The organism is Paenibacillus sp. B1-35 (assembly GCF_050474385.1).
Taxonomy (GTDB): domain Bacteria; phylum Bacillota; class Bacilli; order Paenibacillales; family Paenibacillaceae; genus Paenibacillus_B; species Paenibacillus_B alvei.
Genome location: NZ_JBCHVJ010000002.1, coordinates 257759 through 283873, shown reverse-complemented (window position 1 = coordinate 283873; position 26115 = coordinate 257759). Strand labels below are relative to the sequence as shown.

Here is a 26115-nt window from a genome sequence, read left to right as displayed (position 1 = left end):
TCCTATACATCTTAAAATAGCTACACATTCTATTTATTGTACACAAAAACAAAACTCCATACAACGAGCGTTCCTAATAGAACGCAATTGTCGTGGAGTTTTGCCTCTTTGCGTTGGTTCAATCAACGCATTATTCAACTGCTTAACGTTCGTTCTTCGCATTTCCAAGATGGTCGCGGATAAGCGCATATGCCCGATCCAGCACGTCATCCTCTACATCTGCGCTAATGAAATACCCATTGGTTCCAGCGGTTATCTGAATGTCTTGTCCCCGCAACGCCTCCAGCTTGCGTTCGCACATATCTGCGGCGGCGGCATGTTCAAAGGTAGCAGTAATTCGTGTCACGACTGCTCTGCACGCTCATCAGCCTGCTTCGCGCGCTCCAACGCCTTCAAATCATCGCGATCCGCCTCTTCATATGAAAATTCCACATCCTCAAACTTGCCATCCGCTAGACCTGCTTGCTGATTCACAACCGCATCTGCTTTATCGCTGTATGAGCTTGCCGAACGGTTCGAAGTATTACGGAAATTGTTCATCGGTGCGCCTCCTTCGTGTTCATAATCGATACGCTTCCTCCATAACTTGAGTCAGTTTCCATCGGATTATGCACATTGGCAATCTTCCGCACTCCTAAACCCAATCATAGCTCCTCAGAACGAGGTTTAAATCCCCTATAGCTACTTTGCCAATACCGCAAACCTCTATCTAACAAGTTCCCGGAACTGCTGTAATACTGCAGAATGCGTTGGATTCATTGAGTATATACTCGAAAGGTTATCTTGATAGGATTTTCTACTTTCAAGGGACAACAAAAAAGAACCACAACATACGCACTGGTAATTTTAATGCGTGGTTGTGGCCCTTCTTTATGCCCCGACCGAAATGATGAACGTATACAATATGATAAAAGGTATAGACAATTCGGCCATTGCCAGCATGAAAGTATGATTAATCTCCGCGGAATGCACGCTTCATACGATCAAAGAACGATTCTTCATTTCCGCCGTAGTTCGGATGCTCGCCGCTCTTCTCCGCGAATTGACGCAGCAACTCTTTCTGCTCATCAGACAGCTTTGTCGGTGTCACGATGACAACCTTCACGTGTTGATCGCCTTGACCGGAACCACGCAAACGAGGAACCCCTTTGTTGCGCAAGCGGAAGAACGTTCCTGTTTGTGTACCTGCTGGTATTTTCAGCTTCACCTTTTCCGTCAGCGTCGGGATTTCGATCTCGTCGCCAAGCGCTGCTTGCGCGAACGTGAGCGGAATCTCGCAATAGATATCATCTCCGTCACGCTCGAAGAATTCGTGGCGCTTCACACGGATTACGATATACAAATCCCCGTTCGGACCGCCGCGAAGTCCACTTTCCCCTTCGCCGCTCATGCGCAGCTGTGCGCCATCATCGACACCTGCCGGAATGCGAACATGAATTTTGCGCTGCTTCTTCACAGTACCTGCGCCGTGGCAAGTCCCGCACTTTTCACGAATAATTTTGCCGCGCCCTTGACATGTCGAACAAGCACGACGGTTGACCATGCGGCCAAACGGCGTATTCTGTACGACTTCCTGCTGTCCAGTACCGTGGCAAGTCGTACACGCATCTGGCTTCGTCCCGGGCTTAGCTCCAGAGCCATAGCACGTGTCGCATTGCTCGGTACGCGGAATGGTAATGTCCATCTCTTTGCCAAATACAGCTTCCTTGAATTCGATTGTCATCGTGTACTGTAAATCGCCGCCGCGCTGCGGTGCGTTCGGATCCTTGCTGCGGCCACCGCCGCCGAAGAACATATCAAAGATATCGCCGAATCCGCCGAAGTCGCCCCCACCGGAGAAACCGCCGCCCATACCCTGGTTCGGATCGACATGACCATATTGGTCGTACATCGCCCGTTTTTGATTGTCGCTCAGCACATCGTACGCTTCTTTGACTTCCTTGAACTTGTCTTCTGCGTCCGCGGCCTTGTTGACATCCGGGTGATATTGGCGTGCGAGTTTGCGATACGCCTTCTTAATCTCGTCGTCGCCAGCACCTTTGGCAACGCCAAGCACTTCATAATAATCTCGTTTCGCCACTATTCCACCCCCATACGCTTTCGTAGCATACCTCTATAGAAAACTATACGAATTTGCTGCAAAAGGAAAGTCAAAGCCGAGTCTCCCGGCTTTGACCTCACCATCGAAAAGCTTATTTCTTGTCTTCGTCTACGACTTCATAATCAGCATCAACGACGTTGTCTTTCTTCGCTGCGCCTTGCTCTGGCTCTTGGCCTTGTGCCGCTTGCTGAGCTTGAGCAGCTTGCTCATACAGCTTTACAGACAACTGCTGTACGATTTGCGTCAACTCTTCTGTTGCTGCTTTGATCTCGTCAACGTTGTTGCTTTCGATTGCTTTTTTCACTTTCTCTTTTGCTTCGTTCGCTTTATCTACTTCAGCTTGGTCAACCTTGTCTCCCAAGTCTTTCAATGTTTTTTCAGTTGTGTATACCAATTGGTCAGCGCTGTTCTTCACTTCGACCATTTCTTTACGCTTGTTGTCTTCTTCCGCATGCATTTCTGCTTCCTTCATCATGCGGTCGATTTCCTCATCGTTCAAGCCGCTGGAGGAAGTGATTGTGATGTTTTGCGTCTTACCAGTACCTTTATCTTGTGCAGATACTTTTACGATACCATTCGCATCGATATCGAAGCTAACTTCGATTTGCGGTACACCGCGTGGAGCCGGTGGGATGTCCGCCAACATGAAGCGGCCGAGTGTTTTGTTGTCAGCAGCCATGGAGCGCTCACCTTGAAGAACGTGAATTTCTACGCTCGTTTGGTTGTCTGCATATGTCGAGAACACTTGCGATTTGCTTGTAGGAATCGTTGTGTTGCGTTCGATCATTTTCGTGAATACGCCGCCCGCCGTTTCGATACCGAGGGACAGTGGCGTTACGTCGAGCAAGACAACGTCCTTCACATCGCCAGTCAATACGCCCGCTTGAACTGCTGCACCAAGTGCTACAACTTCGTCTGGGTTAACGCCTTTATGAGGCTCTTTACCAGTCAATTTCTTGATTGCTTCCTGTACAGCTGGAATACGAGTAGAACCGCCGACAAGAACAATCTTGTCAATGTCAGCAGGAGTCATGCCAGCATCTTGCATCGCTTGGCGAGTTGGTCCAAGTGTGCGCTCTACCAAGTTCGCAGACAATTCTTCGAACTTCGCACGAGTCAAGTTTACTTCCAAGTGTTGAGGCACGCCATCAACAACCGTGATGAACGGCAAGCTGATTGTTGTCGTCAGCACACCGGACAATTCTTTTTTCGCTTTTTCTGCAGCATCTTTCAAGCGCTGTACAGCTGCTTTGTCCTTAGCCAAGTCAATGCCGTGCTCTTTCTTAAATTCTGCAGCCAAGTAGTCAATGATCACTTGGTCGAAGTCATCGCCGCCCAATTGGTTGTCACCGCTTGTTGCTTTAACTTCGAAGAAGCCATCGCCGAGTTCAAGGATCGATACGTCAAATGTACCGCCGCCCAAGTCGTATACGAGAATCGTTTGATCGTTTTCTTTGTCAGCGCCGTAAGCAAGTGCTGCTGCTGTTGGCTCGTTGACGATACGAAGCACTTCAAGACCTGCGATTTTACCAGCGTCCTTTGTTGCTTGACGTTGGGAATCGTTGAAGTAAGCAGGAACCGTAATTACCGCTTGTGTAACCGTTTGGCCCAAGTAAGCTTCCGCATCGGATTTCAATTTTTGCAAAATGATTGCGGAGAGTTCTTGCGGCGTGAAGTCTTTGCCGTCAATAGATGTTTTATGGTTTGTACCCATATGACGCTTAATGGAGATGACGGTGCGGTCAGGGTTCGTGATCGCTTGGCGCTTCGCCGTTTCACCAACAACACGCTCTCCGTCTTTTTTGAAACCTACTACGGAAGGGGTTGTGCGCGCGCCTTCCGGATTTGGGATAACGACAGCTTCGCCGCCTTCCATTACTGCAACGCAAGAGTTTGTTGTACCTAAGTCAATACCAATTACTTTACTCATGAGTATTTCCTCCTCTAACTTAACATGCAATCTCTAAATTGATGTGTCCATACAAATGCGGTGTTTACCCAGCTTGTACGTTCACGTTTATCCACTAACTTTGACCATTGCCGGACGCAGTACTTTGTCCTTCAGCATGTAGCCCTTTTGCAATTCTTCGACAACGACGCCTTCTTCATATTCATCTGTGTCGACTGTCATTACCGCTTGATGGAATTCTGGATTGAAAGACTGACCGACAGCTTCCATCGGCTTCACACCTTCCTGCTCCAGCACTTGGCCTAATTGGCGGAAAATCATGTCTACACCTTTAATGAATGATTCAGCCTCGCTAGACGCTTGTTCAGTTGCAAGCGCGCGCTCGAAGTTATCAAGCACCGGCAGCAGCTCGGTAACGAGCTTTGCGGATGCGTACTTTGCGAAATCTTCCTTCTCCTTCAACGTGCGGCGGCGGAAATTATCGAAATCCGCCTGTGCGCGCAGATAGCGCTGCTGATATTCCTCAGCCTCTGCTTTTGCTTTGGCAAGTTCAGCATCCTCCACTGCACCTTCGCTTGAAGAAGTATTCCCTTCGCCCGATTCCGCTGCCGCGTTCTCAGAAGCTGAAGTGTCTTCAGTATGATCATGGGCAGCTTGTGCCGCCTCTTCATTCATCGTTTCAGTAGTGATGCTTTCTTCTTGTTCTGGGTTCAACCCCTTCACCTCCCCTTTATAGTTCAAAGCCTTCATTTATAGTAACTTTACATTGTTACCTATCATCAAGTGATGAGGTCACGAATCAGGTTTGTGCTCTCATCTTAATCACGGTATGTATGCGAAGCACTGCAGCAGCTACTTCTCCTGCTGCACGCAGCGCATGAAGCTTGACTGCCGCTGGATCATAAATGCCAGCTTGTGCATAATCGAGCAGCGCTCCTGAATCGCAGTCAATGCCAATTGCATCATTGTTTGAAGCAATTTGTGCTGCACGCGCTTCCTCCAGCTTCTCAAGCGGGTTGAAGCCGGCATTGAGTACGATCTGCGCCATCGGCTTGCGCAGCGCCTGAGCAACGGCAGCGATGCCGAATGCCTCCATGCCGCGCACACTCTCGCGGTAGCGCTCCAGCCGATAGGCTAGCGCTACCTCTGTGGTGCCTCCGCCTGGAAGCACGCCGCCCTGAATGGCGGCCTGCAGCGCGGAGGCTGCATCTTGGGCGATGCGCGCTCGCTCGCCCACCACCTCGCGCGTGCTTGCGCCAACGATGAGCGTCACCTGCGGGCGCTGCGGCGCCGAAGCCGGATCCGGGACGGAGCCGGCTTCGGCGTTCCGGGCTGTGTGGCCCGGCGCTGCCGGGGCATACAGCCGTACGCGCTCCAGGCGCTCATCGTAGCGAACGCAAGCGGTCCGCCCGAGCAATGGCTCAAGCACGTCCCGCTGCTTCGCTAGCGCGGTACGCTTCAGCGGCTTGGCGCCGCTCAGACGGCAGACCCGCATGATATCCTCACGGCTCACTCGCTGCACGACCATCATATCGTGATCCAAACAATATTGTTCCGCATCCGGATGAATTCCACGCTCCAGCACGATGAAGCCTACACCAAGCTCATGCAGTTGCTCAAGCATTTGCATGAAACGAGCCTGTTCTGCCATATACTGCTGAAAACCCGCTTCTGTCGTGAGAAGCTGTTCGTCGAGCGACACCGGCTCCAGACTGTCCTGCAATACGAGAACGCGGCAGTTCAAGCGCTCCGGCAACCAATCCCGCTGCAGTGGCTTCTGCTTGAGCATCACGCCATGGAACCACTCATTGACAGCCTTCTCATGTGCGACAATGCTGTCTGCATACCGATAATTCGGCTGCTTTAGCTGTTCCCAGCCTACCGCCTGTCCGGCTTCCAGTACGAGCTTCACAATATCGTCCTGCTCTCGTCCTGCAATATGTACGGCTCGGTAAAGCCGCTCATCATTCCATCCTTCAAGCGGTACCGCCCGATGACGGAGTTCTTCGCAAGCAGCAGAAATGCCGTGCATCAGCCCAGTAACAACCTTTGCGGCTGGAACACCCCGTGTCACCTGAGCTACCCCTTCTTGCACGAGCGCACCAGCGAGCACAGTAGCCGTGGTCGTACCGTCGCCTACTTCATGTTGTTGTGCTCGAGCCACCTGAATGAGCAGCTTGGCCGCCGGGTGGGACACGTCCATCTTTTCTAAGATCGTAACCCCATCATTCGTGATAATAACTTCTCCGTCGCCTCCAACGAGCATGACGTCGAGCCCCTTAGGCCCAAGCGTTCCTTCTACTGCTGCGCACAAGGCGCGAACAGCCCCTGCATTATTGAGAAGCGTCGCATAACGCTCATCGGTCTCTTGCACATGTCCGCTTGCTTGAGTCATGACGACGCCCCCTTTTCCCTGCTACCTTATTTATTCGAGCGCTGCGAAAGCAGCGCGAATTGATTCGACAAATGGTTCATCAAGTTAATAACCTTCGCATACTCCATGCGCGTCGGACCTAATACGCCTATCGTTCCAAGTGTCTGTCCGTCAATGGTATAAGTCGCTGTAACTAAGCTGCAGTTGGCAATCGCCTCATGCGGATTCTCTTGCCCAATTCGGACTTGAATCCCGGTTGGCGCGCTGCCGACGACTTTAATGAGCGTTGGCGTTTCCTCTAAAAGCTCCCAGATCGTCTTAATTTTGTCGACATCCTTGAATTCAGGCTGTGCCAGCATATTCGTTGTACCGCTCAAGAACACCTCGCGGTGATTGTCTTCACCAACGAGCACACTTTCAACAAGCGTCATTAGCTCTTGCACATGAGAAACATATCTGCCCATCTCATTTCCCACTTCGGTATACAATTGAGAACGAAGCTTATATAAAGGAACGCCGACAAGTTTCGCGTTCAGCAAGTTGACAACCTGTTCCAGCTCCGACACCGATATTCCCGGCGGAATTGGCACTGTCTTATTCTCTACATGTCCTGTATTGGTTACAACAATTGCGACTGCTGTATCCTCATTCAGCGGAAGCAGCTGAAAATGGCGGAAGGAAGCTTCAAATACTTCCGGGCCAAGCGCAATCGACGTATAGTTCGTCATCTGCGATAATATCGAAGCCGTATGCTGCACGATTTCTTCCATTGCCGTTATTTTTTCCGCGAACGCGGATTTCAATCGGCTAACTTCTTCACCCGACAACCTTTCCAACTGGACTAAGTTGTCGACGTAGTAGCGATATCCCTTTTGAGAAGGAATGCGCCCTGCAGACGTATGCGGCTGCTCCAAGAACCCAAGCTCTTCCAAGTCGGCCATTTCATTGCGAATAGTTGCCGGACTAAATCCGACATCGCCGCGCTTGGAAATGCTGCGGGAACCTACAGGCTCCGCAAAACGGATATAATCATCTATGATGGCGTTCAAAATCATACGTTGGCGTTCCGTCAACATGCGCATTCCCTCCTCGTGAATGTTCTGGCTGTAGTCGTTAGCACTCATCAGCGTCGAGTGCTAACCGTTAATACAAAAATACCAAACGGACGAGACCATTGTCAAGTCAGTTCGGTACTTTGGGCGTGCCTATTTTATATGCAGGCAGTATTCAGTATTATTCCTGATCGTATAAATCAGGTTTGATGTCAGACCACTATATCTGAAGGACTTTTTTCAGGAGATTCTGTCTATCGAATATTTTAAAATCAACTAAATTTTTTAGGAGGTTCTGTATTCTCTGATCAAGAGAATTTTTCAGGGTATTTATTTGATCGTCATTACAATTTTAGGTGTATTAAAAGTTCCAATGACAGTAGTTTGGGGCAGAGAAATAAAGTAATAAAAGGACGGATAGCATTTTATCTTTCATCACGTTTAACGAATAGGGTATGTGAAGTCATCCGATGTGGCCCTAATTCCAATCAACCCACGACGATCTCTTATTTGGCTCAGTATTGGGTTCGCCCCACATCGATCAAAATAGTACTGTAATCCATTAGAAAAATCCATGTGTCCTAAAGGGAGTTCATTTATTTCCATAATAAATACACAAACAAATTGAGAAGATAATGATTATAAGGAGGTGATAAAATATGAACAATCAAACAAAATATACAAATACAGAGAACTCTGAACAAATTTCCTCCTTTGCAGGGAGCCCGTGTCAAGAACCAGGGGCTAGTGTTTGTAGAGGTGATATTCGGTACGTTTGTAGAGGTGGTCGTTGGCAATCTACAGGTCGCTTTTGTCAGGAGGATAATCTGTCACAAAGCCTCGAACAAAATTTTCCCGATGATATGGGCCCATGTGAACAAGAAGGGTCTACAACTTGTATTGGTGATATAAGATTTACATGTAAAAATGGTCGTTGGAAACCTACCTACGATTATTGTCAGAGTGATAATACACCAACATAAATATCGCTTTTGACACAAGTTTATTCGTCTTATCAACCTTTGCAGTAATTAACTTCTGGGAACGTTACATTTATCACCGAGATTTCCATCTCTACGTAGAACTTATATAAAAACGTAAAGGTTTCAGGATGTCGATAAAGTCTCGATAGCCTGAGGATGCCTTTCTCGAGGCATCCTTTTTTTTATAACAGCAAATACTCTTGTCGCTTCACGGGAATGCATGGCTATCCAGCCATTGTATTTCATGTCGGCTTAATTTTTTCAGCATCTCTGCTATCGAATATCCAAAGTTCCCCCTTTTCCCCGGGGGTCTGACCTGCAATTCCCTCTCGACCTCACAATATCAATCCAACACCCTCATCACTGCGATCTCATCACAGCATTGGCGCTTGTTGCAATGAATGCAATCCGTCCATACCTTCTCTGGGAAAATCTCTTTTTCTACAATTTCAAAGCCATTTTTCTGAAAAAATTTCGACTCATACGTTAAGGCCATAACCTTCGGAATGGCTCGTTCCCTTGCTTCGGTAAGCAGTTCGTCCACTAAGCGTGTGCCGATGCCTTTTCCTTTATAATCAGGCGATATGCCTAATGAACGGATTTCGACCAAATCAGCTCCAAGCTGGCAGAGCGAACCGCAGCCAATGAGCTCTCCTTCCCATTCGGCAACGATAAAGTGCTGAATCTGCTTCGCCAGCACCTCTCTGGAACGAGGAAGCATAATTCCCTGCTGTGCATAGAATTGAATAAGCTCTGCCAATGACTCAATATCGTTCTCATCTGCCTTCCGAATCGTTGCTACCACGGTATAGTCCCCCCAACCCAATCTCTATATACGGATGTACATTTCTGATCGACTCAAAAATATGTACGTATTAATATACATGCAACCGCATAAATTATCAAGACTATTTTTACCTGCTTCTTCCTTATATTTGACTGTTGTTGAACCTTTTTACGAAAATAAAAAAACGAGCAAGAGAAACATATCCATGTTCTCAAGCTCGTTTTTTCTACTATTGTCTTATCTCACAGCACACATGCAATTGACAGGATACCTTTGAACGTTTGCGGCCAGCCCCTTATCGTAATGCACACCATTCCATCTATTATTCTTTAGCTGTCAGCGTTCCTACAAAATCACCAAATACGTTATTTCCGAACAACAGTCCTTGCTCTGTCAACCGATAACCGTCATCCGTAGCCTCTATCAAGCCCTGCATCAGCAAGCGGCGGATTGGATCCGAAAACACCTTATCCAACAAAGCACCATTGAACTGTGATGCAAAGCGAGCGCTGCTTACTCCCTCGAGCAACCGAAGGCCAACCATCATGAAGTCTTCCATTGCTTCGTTCTCATCAATTGTGAACGTATCGAGTCTTGGCAAGCCCTGCCTGCAGGCCTCTACATACGGGTTCACGCCTTTAATGTTCAGATGGCGACATCGATTGACATATCCATGTGCCCCTGCTCCAATACCATAGTAATCCTCATTGCGCCAGTATACCGTGTTATGACGACTTTCAAATCCAGGCTTCGCAAAGTTACTGATCTCATATTGCTCATAGCCTGCTGCCTTCATCCGCTCCATAATGAGCATATACATATCCAGTTCATCCTCTTCACTCGGAAGCGGAAGCTCATTGCGGTGGTACATAGCATGGAAGAGAGTGTTTTCTTCTACCTTCAGACTATATATAGACAAATGGGGCAGATTTAATTCCAATGCCTTCGTTACACTATGATCAAGCATTTCAACCGTCTGGTTTGGCAAGCCAAACATCAAATCGATCGACATATTGCTGAAGCCTGCCTTATGTGCATTCTCAATACTGCGGTACACATCATCCGTATTATGAATGCGGCCTATACCGTGGAGAAGGTCATTGTTGAACGACTGAACGCCGAAGCTGATCCGGTTCACGCCTCCATCACGCATTGCCCGCAGCTTGTCTAAGTCAGTCGTTCCTGGGTTCGATTCCATGCTGAACTCAATGGCCTGGCTCCAGTTCGGAAACGCCTTGCGAACCGATTCCAAAAAGTAAGACATTTGATCAGGTGTCAAGACCGTCGGGGTACCGCCGCCTACAAATATCGTGTCAATAACACCTGGAGGATGCTGCTCTACTGTATGCGCCATCTCCTGCTCCATCGCCCGCAAATAATCCATAACAGGCTGTCCTTTCAGTACATAGGAGTTAAAGTCACAGTAATGGCATTTGTTCGTACAAAATGGAATATGAATATATACCGCGCGTGGAGCACGTGCCGGTATTATTGCTTGCTCTGGTGAAGGTTGATTCGCCGGCATGGCGAGACCCTCCTTTCATGGCTGAATGACACCAGCCTATCTATAATGATGATCTTTCTAAAAAAGAGGAGGCGTTTCGCCCCCTCCTCCGAATTAGTTATCGTCGATTTTCAATACGGCCATGAACGCTTCCTGCGGCACCTCAACGCTGCCGACCTGCTTCATGCGCTTCTTCCCTTCCTTCTGCTTCTCAAGAAGCTTCCGTTTACGGGAAATATCGCCGCCGTAGCATTTTGCGAGTACGTTTTTACGCATTGCCTTAACGGTTTCACGCGCAATGATCTTTGTTCCGATAGATGCCTGAACCGGAACTTCGAACATTTGTCGCGGAATAAGCCCGCGCAGCTTCTCACAAATGAGTTTACCGCGATGGTATGCGCGATCCTTGTGTACGATAACAGACAATGCATCGACTTGCTCGTTGTTAAGCATGATATCCATCTTCACAAGATTAGACTTGCGGTATCCGGATAGTTCATAGTCGAAGGATGCATATCCTTTTGTGCTTGACTTCAATTGATCGAAGAAGTCATATACAATCTCCGACAATGGAATTTGATACGTAATCGTTACACGAGTTGTATCCAGATACTGCATATCAACGAATTCACCGCGCTTGCCTTGGCACAGCTCCATAATCGCTCCAACGAAATCGTTAGGCACGATAATAGATGCTTTGACATAAGGTTCTTCTACAAAATCGATCTTGCCCTGCTCTGGATAATTTGAAGGGTTATCGATGTCTAAAGAAGTGCCATTCGTCAGCGTAACGCGATAAATAACGCTTGGTGCAGTCGTAATGAGCGGAATATTGAATTCACGCTCAATTCTCTCCTGGATAATCTCCATGTGCAGAAGACCAAGGAAACCACAGCGGAAGCCAAAACCAAGCGCTGAGGACGTTTCTGGTTCAAATGTAAGAGACGCATCATTCAATTGCAGCTTCTCCAGCGCCTCCCGCAAATCATTGTAGTCCGACGTCTCGATCGGATACAAGCCGCAGAATACCATTGGATTGATACGACGGTAACCTGGAAGTGGCTCCGCAGTAGGATGCTTCGCATCGGTTATCGTATCACCTACACGAGTATCTCCTACATTCTTAATGCCCGCAACAACAAAACCAACATCACCAACATTAAGCTCGTCGACGATCGACATGCGCGGCTTAAACGCACCAACCTCGATAACTTCAAATGTTTTGTTCGTTGCCATCATTTTAATTTTGCTGCCTGCACGAATCGCGCCATCAATGACACGAACGTACACGATAACACCTTTGTACGGGTCATAGTGGGAATCGAAGATGAGCGCCTTAAGCGGCTCTTCTGGGTCTCCCGTTGGAGCAGGTACTTTCTGAACTACTTGCTCCAAAATTTCCTTGATTCCGATACCCGCTTTGGCAGAGGCATGAACAGCCTCAGAGCAGTCCAGCCCAATTACTTCTTCGATCTCCTGCTTTACACGTTCAGGCTCCGCACTTGGAAGATCGATCTTGTTGATGACAGGAATGATCTCCAAGTCATTGTCAAGCGCCAAATATACATTCGCCAGCGTCTGAGCTTCAATCCCTTGTGCAGCATCTACAACGAGCAGCGCCCCTTCACATGCTGCCAAGCTGCGAGATACTTCGTACGTGAAGTCGACGTGTCCCGGTGTATCGATCAAGTTCAGGATGTACTCTTCTCCGTCGTCTGCTTTGTAGCTCAAGCGTACAGCCTGTAGTTTAATCGTAATTCCCCGCTCACGCTCCAGATCCATCTGGTCAAGTACTTGAGCTTGCATTTCACGGGACGTTAAAGCCCCCGTATATTCTAATATCCGGTCGGCGAGTGTAGATTTGCCATGGTCAATATGTGCTATGATGCAAAAATTCCGAATTTTCTTTTGTCGTGACAGCAATTCCGTCATTCGATTTCAATACCCCCACCACTATGCCAAGATTCAATTTATTTATTATACCGGAATGACCCTCTAACAGCAATGGGGGCATACAATCCTCTCTGACATGACCGTTTTTGGCCGAGAACCGCTGAAGGTTAGAACAACCCATTAAACAAGCCAACAACTGCCCGAATTCCAGCCTGTGACACACGCTGCAGCACGCCTGCCGTCTTGTCAGCCAATTGGTTCACGGTAGCATCCTTCACTGGCGGAACAGGCCAACTATCCGAATTGTTCATCTCATTCACATGCCTATTTGTTTCACTACGTTCCGCTTCCAATTGGTTTTGGCGCTTATCCTCAACTCGAGTTTCTGTTTCGTTCATCGCCGTTCGAGGATTATCCTGCAGTGCAGTCTCCCCGTTCGAATGTCGGCGGTTATCGATTGGCAGATTGTCTCGATATGACCCTGGGGCTGCGTATCTGTCAGTCGAATCCAAGGCGCTTGTTGCGCGGGACGCATTGATCGGCCCATATATGCGCTCAATCCCCGAGGAGGTGATTTCCATACCTATAAATACACCTAGCGTCAGCAGTACGACGACACCGATCAATTGCTTCATAAATCGCGTCATGCAAGCGCCCCCTTCGGTTACCCTTTTGCTCCCGCAGATTTCGATTGAGTCTTGCCCATCACTGTTTTGTCAGCACCTTTCCCCTTGATGATTGGGTTAGGTATTGGCTTGTTTACCGGCTTGGCATCCTTCTTTTTGTGAACAATATCGGCAATGAAATCAGCAAGCACATCAGCAGTCCGGTATAGCTCCTCTAATGTGTTGTCTATGCCCCCAATTTCGATAACGACACTATTCGGAGAAAGCGACTGATTGTACTCTCCATTTCCTTGTAATGCAGTTTTGCCGAATATTCCCCGGGAAATCCCTGGATAGTTCTTCTCCAGCCGTTCATGAATCTCATTTGCAAACTGCTCATTCTTTTTCCAATTGGGATTCAAGTGCCCGATAATAAAATAAACTCTCGCATAGCCCTTTCCCTTTATCGTTACGGTTGAATCCTTGCGTCTATTCGAATCTCGATGTATATCGAAGAAAAATTGCAGTTCCTGATTCGCGCTCATCGCTTGTTTTACCGTCTGCTTCGAATACTTATAAGACATGTTCCAATTGTACCCTTCTACACTTGAAGCATAGTCTTTATTGGAATGAGAGGCCCCGATTCCTCGCTTCTCTAACTGCCCCTGCAATCGCTTGCCAACCAGTGTAATATTCTTCTTTGCATCATTCGGATTGTTACTTTCCTTCTTAAGCAGTGGATTGAAGGATTCTCGGTTATGAGAGTGATAGATGAATACGATCTTGCGCAAATTTGAATTGCCTCCCGATTGCGTTGTTGATTCATCCTTGTCTGGTTTTAAATCCGTAGATGGATCAGTCGACTTGGGAGGTTCCGCACTCCCCTTATCTTTATTTCCGTCTATAACCTCCCCCTGAATGACATCATGCGGCGGCTCTCCTCCATGCTCGGCTTGAGAGCTGCCCTCTTGATCAGTAGGTGTTGGATAATCCTGCGGCCCAATGCCAGTTTGATTACCGATGCTCAGTCTCAATGGGATCGCTGCATCTCTATTAATTCCTGGTACTTCGCCAGCCAGCAGCGTTTTAGGATCTAGCGGATTCACATTCGTCGCAAGTCTGACAAGGAACTGGGCCACTTGATTGCGAGTAAGTGTTGCTTCCCCTTCCCCTTTCGGGAGATTTGGCATTTCCATAGCCATCATATCGACAAAGAAGCGTGTCGATAACTGTGCTGCAACTCCCTTCATCGAAGATAACGGAGAAGAGTTCAGCTTATTCTCCAACATTCCTCCAAGGCCTAATACGATAAAAAACATAGCCGTTCCGATAGACAACAATGCAAACGTCCGTCCCATAACGAGCGCCTGCAGCCATTTACGCTTCCACTTTCCTACATTAAATGTCCGAAACATGCGCAGTCCTCCTTCTTCCGCCTTCCTCTCTCAGCTCAAGCAAAGGATCATTCATCTAAGAGAGTACTTTTACTAGAATCTATGAGGACAATCTATGAAATAGAACAAACATATTAAGTATCAATTATTCTAATTAGATACATGTTCTATTCAAGCTAGCTGCTGACAGCGCCACTATACCTTCATACACAACTGCGAACTATTTCGATATCTCAAACCTTCCCCTTATCTTTTTTTTGTACTGTACTTCATTTTAATTGCAGAAAGTGATAATGCGTACGATTTACCCTCGGGACTTCTCACCCATATTTTTTATAAAAGTTCCAACCAAAGCCTGCCCCCATTTGCATACTTACGATGGATATCTAATAATATGCTTTTATTCCTTCATACATCATTCCGTCTACAAAGTAAGAGATTGAATCTACCTAAAAAAACGTAAGGAAATCTTCTTTGCATAAACAATAAATAATTAAATGCAATAGTTAAAGAATTATATGTGCTTCCTAAAATTATTTTCCTGGATATCTATTCCAATTAAAATCAGGACTTGAACAATAAAGATACGATAAAGAACTTCCATTTAATAATCATGACCCTTTATTCCCTCTGACCTCTGCTAGCATCATGTGCATGCATATAAAAGATGCAGAAAAACTTTCTTTAAAAACTCTTAAACATAAGATACGGCATATGGGCTCTGAGGAATATATAGAACGTGCCGTCTATATGCATCAACTCCTCAACAATGACGAACATAACCATTATATTAATACTTTGAACCAGTCTGATAATTACGATATCGAGTTGCAACGAATAAAATCATGTAAACAACCCTGTTCTACAACCAAGGACTATGCAACACTAATAAAAGGGATTCATCAAGATAACGGATTGCTCCCTTCTCATGTAAGCGAGATGATGAGAAACATCTTGAACCGTACATTCTGTTTTGCATTACCGTATTCTTACTTAAAAAATAAAAGGTTACCTTTCTCTAAAGGAACTTGGATTAGTTGATGAATTCGGAAATTTGGAGGATGCCACGAATTTTATCCAAATGAAACTTTCAAGCAAAGCACAAATCATCCAGTATAGCAAAAACTCATCTTTCTTGAATCAAATCTTGCCTCAAGCAGCTCATATAACCCCTCTAGAAGAGCAGATAAAAGCAGCAGCAGCGCAGCTTTTCGATTCTACGCCTCAAATATTGTACATGCTAAAATAAACATATGGGGTATTCAGGAATGGAGGTAACTGTAATGGCTCCCCACACATTGAATCATGCCGGCTTTTGGGTTAGGTTTTATGCATTTATCTTAGATCTGATTTTCACATTTTCATTACTCTATATTATTTTCGATGTTTTTTTAACGAGCAATAACAAAAGTTTTTTAGTTACAGTCGCAAAAGTATGCTTTCCAGGATTTTAGTTTTTATCTTGACGTATCTATTTGAGCAAACACTTGGTAAAATGATAATGGGAATCAAAGTCATACCTGTCACGAACAAAAAAATATCCTGGGATGAAGCCCTGCTAAGGGAAATAATCGGGAAATTTTTATCTATGAGCTTTATTATTCGCAGGAATGATATTAATTGCTCTAGATCCATACAAACAATCTTTACATGACAAGTTGGGAAATATGTATGTAGTATGGGATAAAAGTGATTGACAAATCATAATTTTAGAGGTGTTACATGAATAAAAGTTTGGTTTTGCTCATTCAATTTGTGGCGCTTTCCTGCGGTTTTGCTTTTCCCTTCATTCATGTTGTCCTCAGAATTGTTATGCTCTTAGGTGTTTACTTTGCCGACGCAGTGGTCGGCGAAAAAATAGAAAACAGCAATCGAAAAGTATTGTTGATGTGGATTATAGGGCTTATTATCGGCTATGTTGCTAAAGGATTGTTAGGCGGGGGCATATAGTAGTCCCGCCTGCATCCCCCTGCTTATAGAGTTGTTTATTTTCCCCGTCCCCCTACCTGTTCTTTAAGCAAGAAAACATAGAGACAACTCCTACCCGAATCCCGCTAGCTTTAATACCAAAGATCTTCCGTTTGAACATCTTGAAGGGCAGCCAAAAACGTTTTATCGTTATCGACATAGAGTTCAGTGTCAAGATAATACAACTTTTTATCATCCAGACACTTTTTAATATATTCCTCGCTCACAATGCTTTTGTCCTTCACGTTAGCTGCGAAAGCTTGGAGCTTGGGAAGCGCCGTTTTAGGATATTCGAGCCAGGAATGATGAAATCCAACCGGTTCCTCCAAACAGTAAATATCTTGATACAATCCTTCGGCAATCCCCTTCTTCCTCAGGTAATCCGCCGAAAAAGGCATGCTTCTGAAAAAGCGGCCGGTCATCGCAAAGACGCGATAGCTCCAATGCGGAGCGCCATGATTCGATCGGCAGAATAAATTAAGGAAAAAGACGGAATAGTGCATCTTAACGGTAATAACTTGACGCCTCTTCACTTCAGTAACGATCCGATCTGCCATGCGACTGTCGATAATCTCATCGAAGTCGGCCAAAATAATCACATCTTCATCCTCTACCCGCTCTCGCAAAATGTCAGAGCATTTACTTCTTTGAGAGGCTTCGTTATGAAACGCACTATTGTAGCTAAGCAAACGCCAATACCACCGGTCAAAATTAGCGGATTGACAGGTTTCGGGATTGAAATACAATTGGTGTCGCTCCGGTTGGCGAAACACGTTGTCGGCATGGAGCGGATGATAAATTACCTTCGAACCGATATAAGACGGATTGAAATTTTGAGGTTTGACCGCATAACTGAATGTTTTGTTCGCCTCGATTACATGGAGCTCATCAATCCAGCGGGCATCTTCGTTTACTTTGATTTCCGCCACACGGTTTTCGTTAAAAAAAGGGCAAAATTCATAGATTTTCATGATCGAAATCTCAATCTCCTCTCGCTGTAGTCGTTCGTGTCTACAATTGCATGCAATCGCGCAGATGATAGGAAAAAAGATGTGCCAGTCGGTCAATGGTCTGTTCGTTGTAATGTAGTGAGCTATAATAACAGGTCAGGCATAATTTGTCCTTCTTTATGCAAGCCGTCATATTTAGCCAGTAGGCAGAAGGGTTATTCGACGCATTCGTGTTTCCAAAAGGAATGGATAATGGTTCATAGAGATTATCGGCTTGCCAGGCCGTTTCCTCGGATTGGTAGTGAAACAACATGTGGCTTCCATCAATAAGCGGTCCCACTCCGTTATGCAAATCTGGCAGAACATATCGCATAGCAAAATAATCCATGCCTTCACGTGGAATATCGCTTAACGTCTGCTTGACCTGCTTCAGATCCAATTCAATATCCCCTCTAAGCTCTTGGTTCTGGAGGCGGATCCGCACAGGATATGCCCCGGCAAAAAAGCCGATCGTCCGGAAAATCGAGATGTTGGGTAAAAAGGACTCCCGCTGATAAGACATCAAATGCAGCAGCAAATCCGATTGTCCTTTTAAGTCAAAACAAGCCCGGGACAATGCCGTCAATAAGACGCAAAGCGGGGTCGTTTTCCAATGCCCGGCTATCGCTTTTAATCTGCTTACCCGCTCCGATCCTTCAAGTAAATCATACGCTTTGGTCGCCATTTGACGATGAACTGGCCTTTCCTCCGTTTCCTTGTCGACTTGCAACGATTTCCCACCCGTGGTCACGTTACTCCAATACTCCGTCGCCGCAAGTGGTAAGCCGTTGGCCACGTATTGCGTCAATGCCTGACACCAATCCCGGTAACTGCTTCCATGTTCCTGGCTCGCCTCTTCTTCAACAACGACGTCTAATAGAAGGAGATTCCTTAAATCATCCAAGAAGATGTTCATTGACATGCCGTCAAAAATCAAATGATGGAACAAAAGCAGCAAAACTTGGCGGCTACCGTCATAGTGATCAAACAATACCACTTTCCACAAAGGCCCATTTTCAATGTCAAAGCCATACTGAAGGTTCGAGCTGTAATCTGAGATGAAGATGTCGTGCACTTCGGGAGTCTCTCGCAAATCTACATAAGTAAAAATCTGATCCGTTTCGATTCCCTGCTCGTATTGATACCATTCTCCGTTATCCAGTTTGGCAAAAGTCAATCGTAATGCCGCATGCCGATCGGCTAGGGTTCGTATCGCTCGACTTACCGCCTGCTTCGAAGTTTGTCGCTTGAGCAAGGCCAAGTAAGGAACATTGAACATATTGCGGTTTTGCAAATCTCTTTTGATAAACCTCCTTTGTACCGCCGACAGCGGGAACCCGTTGTCGGGATACTCCACCCACAATGAGTTTTGCGCTTGCTCTTGAACCTCGATTGCCGCCGTATCCGGAATCATTCCGTTCAGAAATTGAGCTAAACGTTCGATCGTTTGTTCTCTAAATATTTGGTTGACCGTAACGGGATAACCGCTCTTTTGCAGAATACTGGCTATGCGCAGCGCATGGAGGGAATGTCCTCCCAATGCATGAAAATCTTCATTCTTGCCGATATGATCGAGCTTAAGAACGGAACGCCAGATCAGTTCCAGCTTGTGTTCCATTTCGGTGTTGCAGTAGGAATTGCCTGCATTTGCAACTCGTCGAACTTCCGGCAACGGAAGCCTCTTTCGGTCGATCTTCCCATTAAGTGTCAACGGAAACGAATCTAGTCGCGCGAACCTGTAAGGAAGCATATACGAAGGAAGAACCTCAGCCATAAATGCTCGCAGATGTTCTTCCTGCTCCTCCGTTTCTGAGGTATAATAAGCAATCAACCGCCGTTCCCCTTGAATTTCTCGGACGACCACCAGACATTCTTTCACGCGGGAATGAGAGCTAAGGCGATGCTGGATTTCTCCGAGTTCAATTCGATTGCCGTGTAGTTTTATCTGCTCATCGATCCGTCCTATATATTCGATATTCCCGTCCGCAAGCCATCTTGCGCGATCCCCTGTCCGATAAAGAACCATGTTTCTTTCTCTCTTGCGATCTTCGGCGGAAGCATACGGATTAGTGAAGAATGCATTTCGCGTCAATTGATCGTTCTTCCAATACCCCCTCGATACACCATCCCCTCCGACGTAGATCTCTCCGATCGCCCCAACAGGCTGAACACGACCTCGTTTATCCAGAATATAACAGGTGGAATTGCTGATCGGTTTGCCGATGGGAATATCTCGTTCAAAGTGTCGCTCGATCGTATAGCTCGTAGAGAACGTGGTGTTCTCCGTCGGGCCGTACATGTTCAGAATCGTAATAGCTGGACAAGCTTGACGAATGCGATTAATGGCCTTTGGCGATAATATTTCTCCACCAACCAGCAGCCATGATAATCCGCTAAACATCGATATGCTTTCTTCAATCCATTGATTGCATAACGCGCTGGTAAGCCATAAGGTGTTTATGCTCCACGATTCCATTCGCGTCTCTACTAGTCGAATATTCAAAAGGTCGTCTTTTGAAACAACGTGCAGACGTCCCCCGTTTAGCAGCGTTCCCCAGATTTCGAACGTAGAAGCGTCAAATACGGGTGAACCCGTATACAATAAATTCATATCTGGGGAAAACGGGAAATAATCGACGTTTTTGACTAGACGAACGATGCTCCGGTGATCGATCATTACGCCTTTCGGTTTCCCCGTCGAACCAGAGGTATACATGAGATAAGCAAGGTCGGAAGCTGCCGAAGCTACGGCTTCCTTCTCTGGATAACGGACTGTCGGAATCGCATCGCAATCGTCGAGGTAAATCAGATGTAGCCGGGTTCCTCGGCTGATTTCCAGGATATTAGCAGCATCGCTCCGCGAAGTGATTATCGTTTCCAGTTCTGCATCTTGGATAATATCGTTCATCCTTTCCCTTGGGGAATCAGGATCAATTGGGACGTACGCGCATCCCGCCTTCAAAACCCCTAGTATGGAAACGATAAATTCAAGAGAACGAGGGAAGCATACGCCGATAAGCTTTCCGCGCGTCGGCTTTTGTTCTTCGAGCAAGCTCGCAACATACCAAGACAATCGGTCTAAGCTGCCGTAAGATAGGATGCTGTCATGGGTAATCACTGCCGGTTGGGAATGTCTAATCATAACCTGCTCGCTGAACAGTTCGGGAACAGAGCTCTCGTTTGGATACTCTGTAAAAGTACGGTTCCAATCGTATACGATTCGTACATATTCCTCTTCGGACAGTAAATTTACATCGCCAATCAAACGATCCGGATATTGCACAGCAATATCCATGACGTTTCGCAGATTTCCCGCCAAACGACGAATCGCGTCCTGATCAAGCCTTTCAACATCATACATGAACTTGACTTCGATTTGCTCTCCCACGTTTGCGATCGTGATTGTTAGCGGGTAATTTGTTTTCTCTCTTTCCTCGATCGCCGACATTATCAAGCCGTTTGCAGGCTGACGATAATCATTCAAATAATTTTCAAAAGCCACGATGCTATGGAACAGCGCATTACCTTGAATCGGGCTCCATTCCTGCAGCTCGTTTATACCAACGCAACAGTAATCGTTCAGCTTCAGAATGGTTCGATGAAGCTCTTGTACATAATCGGCAATCGTTTGATCCGTATTCCAGCGCATGACCAAAGGGAGCGTATTAATGAGCAGCCCTGTGATTCGATCCGCTTTCGCCAGATCCGATCCTCTGCCGGACACAACCATGCCGAATACGGTGGTATCCGCATCATGATACACTTGAAGTACTTTGCCCCAAGCGAATTGCACCAAAGTGTTTAGTGAAATTTTCATCGTTTTCACAAAATTCGCCACTCGTCCTGTAAAGGTTGAATCCAAATGAAGTATTTCGATTTGCTGTCTACGGATTGCCCGATGAGCTTCGAATCGCGGACCGCTTATGTCCATAGGAAGCAAGGTAGGTTCAGTAACTTCCTCCAAATACGCTTTCCAAAATGACTCGGATTCCGTCCTTTCCTTCTCTATAAGCCATCGGATATAACCTTCAAAAGAAAGCAAAGAGTTGCGCTGCGGCTTCATGAATTCAAGCCTGCAAGAATAAATTTCATGAATCCGATTAAGCAACAGCGGAAGACTCCATCCATCCAAAAGTATGTGATGATAACTCCAAACAACCGTCCATTCCTCTGATGACCTCTGAATTAACATAAGGCGATGGGAAGGCCGACTCAAATCGAAGCGGCGAGCTCGATCCAGCGTAATCTGTCGTTCGACGAACTCTTTCTGTTGAACAGGGGATTGCGAGTCAATCTCAAGCAATGTCCAATCCATTTCCATTTTTTGAACCACACATTGTACCGGCTTGTCTATCGACTCCCAAACAAAACATGTCCGCAAACAATCATTTTCGGTAATGATGCGTTGCCATGCCTCCTTGTAGTAGGTGGTATTTAGCCTTCCTTCATAATTCCAAACCATTTGTACATGGTATTGATCAGATGCAGGGTTCTCTAAATAATGAAAAAGAAGGCCCTCCTGCAATGGACTAAGCGGCAAGATCTTTTCCAAACCGCATTGTGGATGGTATGTGTTTGCAATATTGTCAAGAGCATGTTGCTGTAGGGAAACCATCGGAAAATCGCTTGGCGTAAACTCCCCCCATTCCTTATAAACGCAATGATCAATAATAGAAAGCAATCGCGATGTGAATATTTCCATGACTTGAACGATTGTCGATTCCTCGTAATGACGCTTGCTATATTTCATGAACAGATGAAGTTCCCCATGAACAATGGAACAGTTTAGCTCCAGCAGGCTTGTTCCGCGATTTCGCGGCGAACTATAATCTTGTGCCGTATCCTGCGTGAAGTACAGCCACTCACTCTCCTCCTCTGACTCGGCATGGCCAAACTGGCCCAAATAGTTGAACAGCGCTTGAGGTTCGGGATCCGTCAGCGACGCTCGAATGGCCTGATCTGGGTGGCAATATCGTAAAATTCCATAGGAAATTCCATGATGAGGGATGCTCCGCAATTGTTCCTTAACAGACTTAATCGTTTCGCCTAAAGCATCGTCAGGCGCCACGTGGATGCATACAGGAAACAAAGAGGTAAACCATCCGATCGTTCTGGTCAAATCCATGTCTGATACACATTGTTCGCGTCCATGGCCCTCCAATTGGAAAGAAACCATATCTTGTCCGGACCATGCAGACAATGTCAATGACCAGGCGGCAAGCAACAAATCGTTAATTTGCGTACGATAAGCATGGGCGCATTGTTTCAGTAGTCGCTCCGTATCAATGAACGACAGCGTTGAGAGAAGTACCCCGGATTCAACATTGATTAAGCTATCTTTGCAATGATCCACAGGCAACGAAAATCCGGCGGATCGTTTCTTTACTTCGATCCAATGGCTCACGTGGTCGACGGTTCCCTTATTTGCTGCATAATCCATCAACATAGCCTGCCATTTGTTAAATGAAGCCGGAACCGGGGGAAGTTCCCCTCCTCTGTACAAATGATAAAGTTCATCAAGCAAAATTCTCCAGGAGACGCCATCAATAACAAGATGATGAATTGTTATAAAGAGACGTATTTTTCCGTCGGGATGCCCCTCGATAACACCTACCCGCATCATCACTCCCGTTTCATAGTTCAGTTGCCCATGCCACTTCGCACAGATCACCGATATTTCATGTTCTGAACGTTCTGCTTGCTGAATCGTATAAGTGGAAATTTTCACGTCAGCATCCTTGCGATAACGCTGCTTATACACATCGCCATTTTGTTCGACTGCCAACGTAAGCTCTGGATGCAAATGAACTAACTTATTTATAGCTGACGTAAGTTGGTTACAATCGCAATGGTTAAGCAAAACCATTTGAGACTGGTTGAAATAATGCGGTTCTTCAAACTGCTGCTCGAAAAACCAACATTGGATCGGACTCAGTCCGAAATCCTCATCAAGCGTGTCATCGCTAACGCTTTTATTTTTTTCTTTCGCATTTGCCCACAAGGCAACTGTTGACAAATCTTTCACCGTCGGATGATCCGCAACTTTCCTAGGTGTTATGATAATCCCTTCATCTCGGGCCATGGATACAATCTGAATGGCAAGGATTGAGTCTCCTCCTACGGAATAAAAATGATCATTGATGCCAACATTGGCCCGCTTCAGCAAATAGCGCCATATTCGAAGCAGTTTCGCTTCCATTTCGTCTTCGCTTTCGTCAACTGACGCCTCAATTGAATCGTTCCAAACCGTGCTCGGATGCGGGAGAGAAGCGCGATCCACTTTACCGTTTGCATTCAACGGAAACGCTTTCAATCTACAGAAATAAGAAGGAACCATATAAGATGGTAGCTTAGACGCCAAATGCTGCATCAAACTAGCGTCTTCTATCGCCATGTCGGAGGTAAAGTACGCAGCTAGTTTTGGAGAATGCTCATCCTGCCATGCTTGAACGATGCAATGGCCGATGCCGGGATACTGGCGGAGCTGATGTTCAATCTCCCCTAGTTCTATGCGAAAACCTCTAATCTTCACCTGATTATCGCAACGGCCTAGAAATACCAAATCCCCCTTTGGAGTCCATTTCACGATATCCCCTGTTCTGTACAACCTTTCCGTATGAAGAGGAAATTCGCCACCTATCAAAATCTCCTTGTTTACAAAACATTTTTTCGTCAATTCCTCACGGTTCAAGTACCCTCTTGCAAGTCCGATTCCACCTACCCACAGTTCTCCCGGAACTCCTATCGGGACAGGGTTCCCAAACGGGTTCAGCACATAGAGCCGCTTATTATATACAGGCTTGCCGATCGTTATCTCCCTTCCCGGACTGCATGGGGCAGCGGAACACATAACTGTCACTTCTGTCGGACCATACGCGTTCAGGAACAGGCGTCGTCTCCCCCAAGCCTTTACAAGGTCGGGTGTACAGACCTCCCCGCCCGACACGATCGTACGCAAAACGGGCAACTCCCTCTCCCCCATCGTTCGCAAGACGGAAGGCGGAAGCATCGCAACGTGAATATTTTTTTCCTCGAGAACATCTGAAACGTCGGCATAGGGAGGCAGATCATCTTCGGATAGAACAACAAGCGTTCCTCCTACTGTAAGCGTACCAATCCATTCATACACGGAAGCATCAAAACTGATGGAAGCAAATTGCATGACTCTTGTTTGGGGCGAAATGCCGAATTTTTCGACCAGGTAAGGGATCAGCGCCACAAGTCCAGCGTGTTCAATGAGCACACCCTTCGGTTTTCCGGTAGAGCCGGAAGTGTAAATAACGTAAGCGAGATCGCTCGGCTTGACCCGTATGTTTAGATTATCGGAATGACTGTAAGGAGACGTAAAACCATCCTCGACACAAATAAGCAACTGCTCATCGATGCCGAGTTGTGCGATTATCGGTTTGAGTTTTTCAATCGACTTGTTATTTGTCATGATGAAGTTTATTTGAGCATCTTTCAAAATAAATCGGATCCGTTCTTCGGGATATTGCGGATCGATCGGAAGGTAAGCTCCTCCCGTTTTCATGACTCCCAGCATGGCCGGTATCACATCCGCGCTTCTATCCATAACGATAGCGACCAAAGTCCCTAACGGAAGAGGTGCGTTGTGTTTTTTTCGGTATACGTCAAGAATGAAACTGCCAATTCGATTAGCCCGGCAATTCAATTCGCAATAGGTAAGCTTCTGTTTGCCGAATTCCAATGCGACCGCTTCGGGCGTCTCGGAAGTCTGTTCTTCTACCAATTGAAATACGGTACTATGGGATGAATAGTCCCTATCCGTATCGTTCCATCGGACGAACTGCTTCCATTCCTTTAGGGTCAGTATGGGGTGAAAGAGAACCGGTTTCTTCGGAGCATTCAACGCGTTTGACAATAATGCTTGAAAATGCCCGCCCAGCCTATTAATCTGCGCTTTGCCATATCTCCTGCCATCGTATCGTATCATGCATTCCAATTCATCGCGGGTATAGCGATAACAGAAAGTGATGCCCTGCTGTTCCACTCTCGAATGAACCTTTATATTTATGTACGGCTGCAAGTACCCTCCATTCGATTCTATAATACCGACGGTAATAGAATCCTGCAGCTCCGTATGTGTCCATTTCCCGCTTACCTTCCGAGCTGTCTCTCGTTCCTCGCTCCGTGTTCTGCCGAAACATTCGTCCAACTGAAGCTTTACCTTGTTCACCAGACAGAAAAGGTTATCCTCTTTTTGAATAGATATATCTAGCGGATGGGCATTGCAACATGTATCTTCGTCGTCTTGTGAACTTGTCGAAAACAAAACGGAAATTTCATATTGTTCAGCGTAAGACGATAACAGTACGGACCATATCGAAAGCAGAAAAGAAGACATGCACAGTTGGTGTCCGTGAACAAATTCAGTTGCTGACCTGACCGTTTTCTTTCTAAAACGAATGTTATGGATCATTTCCTTATCAAATGAATCAAATCTGTTTTCCCTTAAAGCATCAATTAGGCTCCTGACTTGTATATTGGCAGGTACCATTCGTTATTTATTCCCCTCTCGTTGTTTTTTAGAACATG

17 protein-coding genes are annotated in these 26115 nt (G+C 46.3%); 3 read left to right on the top strand and 14 right to left on the bottom strand.

From position 1 onward, the window contains the following. Positions 1-142: 142 nt before the first annotated feature. The 7 genes from ACQ5BJ_RS08750 to hrcA form a co-directional block, all read right to left on the bottom strand. Positions 143-346 (bottom strand): hypothetical protein, encoded by a 204-nt coding sequence (locus ACQ5BJ_RS08750; protein WP_005547893.1) that lies wholly within the window; start codon positions 344-346, stop codon positions 143-145. Further along, a complete protein-coding gene (locus ACQ5BJ_RS08745) occupies positions 343-540 on the bottom strand; it encodes a YfhD family protein (protein WP_005547892.1) in 198 nt (65 codons plus the stop codon). The genes ACQ5BJ_RS08750 and ACQ5BJ_RS08745 overlap by 4 nt, the downstream gene beginning before the upstream one ends. A 412-nt stretch (positions 541-952) precedes the next feature. Continuing rightward, positions 953-2083, bottom strand: a complete 1131-nt coding sequence (dnaJ, locus tag ACQ5BJ_RS08740) for a molecular chaperone DnaJ (protein WP_040736000.1) — start codon at positions 2081-2083, stop codon at positions 953-955. A gap of 109 nt (positions 2084-2192) precedes the next feature. Next, entirely contained in the window at positions 2193-4031 is a 1839-nt protein-coding gene (dnaK, locus tag ACQ5BJ_RS08735; protein WP_163975897.1) for a molecular chaperone DnaK, read from the bottom strand. Between the two features lie 87 nt (positions 4032-4118). Beyond that, positions 4119-4760: a nucleotide exchange factor GrpE gene (gene grpE, locus ACQ5BJ_RS08730; protein ID WP_430110074.1), complete on the bottom strand. Its 642-nt coding sequence runs from the start codon at positions 4758-4760 to the stop codon at positions 4119-4121. Positions 4761-4809: 49 nt separating this feature from the next. Continuing rightward, positions 4810-6405 carry a TCP-1/cpn60 chaperonin family protein gene (locus ACQ5BJ_RS08725; protein ID WP_005547888.1) on the bottom strand — a complete coding sequence of 532 codons (1596 nt, stop codon included), beginning with the start codon at positions 6403-6405 and terminating at the stop codon, positions 4810-4812. Between the two features lie 26 nt (positions 6406-6431). Continuing rightward, complete coding sequence (hrcA, locus tag ACQ5BJ_RS08720) at positions 6432-7460, bottom strand: heat-inducible transcriptional repressor HrcA (RefSeq protein ID WP_262866999.1); 1029 nt, start codon at positions 7458-7460, stop codon at positions 6432-6434. A 635-nt stretch (positions 7461-8095) separates the two neighbouring features. Here hrcA and ACQ5BJ_RS08715 point away from each other — a divergent pair. Beyond that, positions 8096-8419: a hypothetical protein gene (locus tag ACQ5BJ_RS08715; protein ID WP_241734607.1), complete on the top strand. Its 324-nt coding sequence runs from the start codon at positions 8096-8098 to the stop codon at positions 8417-8419. 343 nt (positions 8420-8762) lie between these two features. On the opposite strand, the gene ACQ5BJ_RS08710 is transcribed toward ACQ5BJ_RS08715, so the two are convergent. The 5 genes from ACQ5BJ_RS08710 to ACQ5BJ_RS08690 all read right to left on the bottom strand — a co-directional run bounded on the left by ACQ5BJ_RS08710 (position 8763) and on the right by ACQ5BJ_RS08690 (position 14623). Beyond that, positions 8763-9224, bottom strand: a complete 462-nt coding sequence (locus ACQ5BJ_RS08710; protein WP_163975904.1) for an N-acetyltransferase — start codon at positions 9222-9224, stop codon at positions 8763-8765. 304 nt (positions 9225-9528) lie between these two features. Continuing rightward, entirely contained in the window at positions 9529-10731 is a 1203-nt protein-coding gene (hemW, locus tag ACQ5BJ_RS08705) for a radical SAM family heme chaperone HemW (protein ID WP_005547871.1), read from the bottom strand. 93 nt (positions 10732-10824) lie between these two features. Further along, complete coding sequence (gene lepA / locus ACQ5BJ_RS08700; RefSeq protein ID WP_005547870.1) at positions 10825-12642, bottom strand: translation elongation factor 4; 1818 nt, start codon at positions 12640-12642, stop codon at positions 10825-10827. Between the two features lie 128 nt (positions 12643-12770). After that, positions 12771-13250 (bottom strand): translation initiation factor 2, encoded by a 480-nt coding sequence (locus tag ACQ5BJ_RS08695; RefSeq protein ID WP_268622859.1) that lies wholly within the window; start codon positions 13248-13250, stop codon positions 12771-12773. A 17-nt stretch (positions 13251-13267) separates the two neighbouring features. Then, positions 13268-14623 (bottom strand): stage II sporulation protein P, encoded by a 1356-nt coding sequence (locus tag ACQ5BJ_RS08690; protein ID WP_430110079.1) that lies wholly within the window; start codon positions 14621-14623, stop codon positions 13268-13270. Between the two features lie 1414 nt (positions 14624-16037). Between ACQ5BJ_RS08690 and ACQ5BJ_RS08685 the strand changes: the two genes are divergently transcribed. Both ACQ5BJ_RS08685 and ACQ5BJ_RS08680 read left to right on the top strand, forming a co-directional pair. Continuing rightward, entirely contained in the window at positions 16038-16256 is a 219-nt protein-coding gene (locus ACQ5BJ_RS08685) for an RDD family protein (protein ID WP_081505756.1), read from the top strand. A 68-nt stretch (positions 16257-16324) separates the two neighbouring features. Continuing rightward, positions 16325-16552, top strand: a complete 228-nt coding sequence (locus ACQ5BJ_RS08680; protein ID WP_171415107.1) for a hypothetical protein — start codon at positions 16325-16327, stop codon at positions 16550-16552. Between the two features lie 110 nt (positions 16553-16662). Here ACQ5BJ_RS08680 and ACQ5BJ_RS08675 read toward each other — a convergent pair whose 3' ends face one another. Further along, complete coding sequence (locus ACQ5BJ_RS08675; RefSeq protein WP_430110082.1) at positions 16663-17541, bottom strand: hypothetical protein; 879 nt, start codon at positions 17539-17541, stop codon at positions 16663-16665. Positions 17542-17581: 40 nt separating this feature from the next. Then, positions 17582-25756: an amino acid adenylation domain-containing protein gene (locus ACQ5BJ_RS08670; protein ID WP_430110085.1), complete on the bottom strand. Its 8175-nt coding sequence runs from the start codon at positions 25754-25756 to the stop codon at positions 17582-17584. Between the last annotated feature and the right edge of the window lie 359 nt (positions 25757-26115).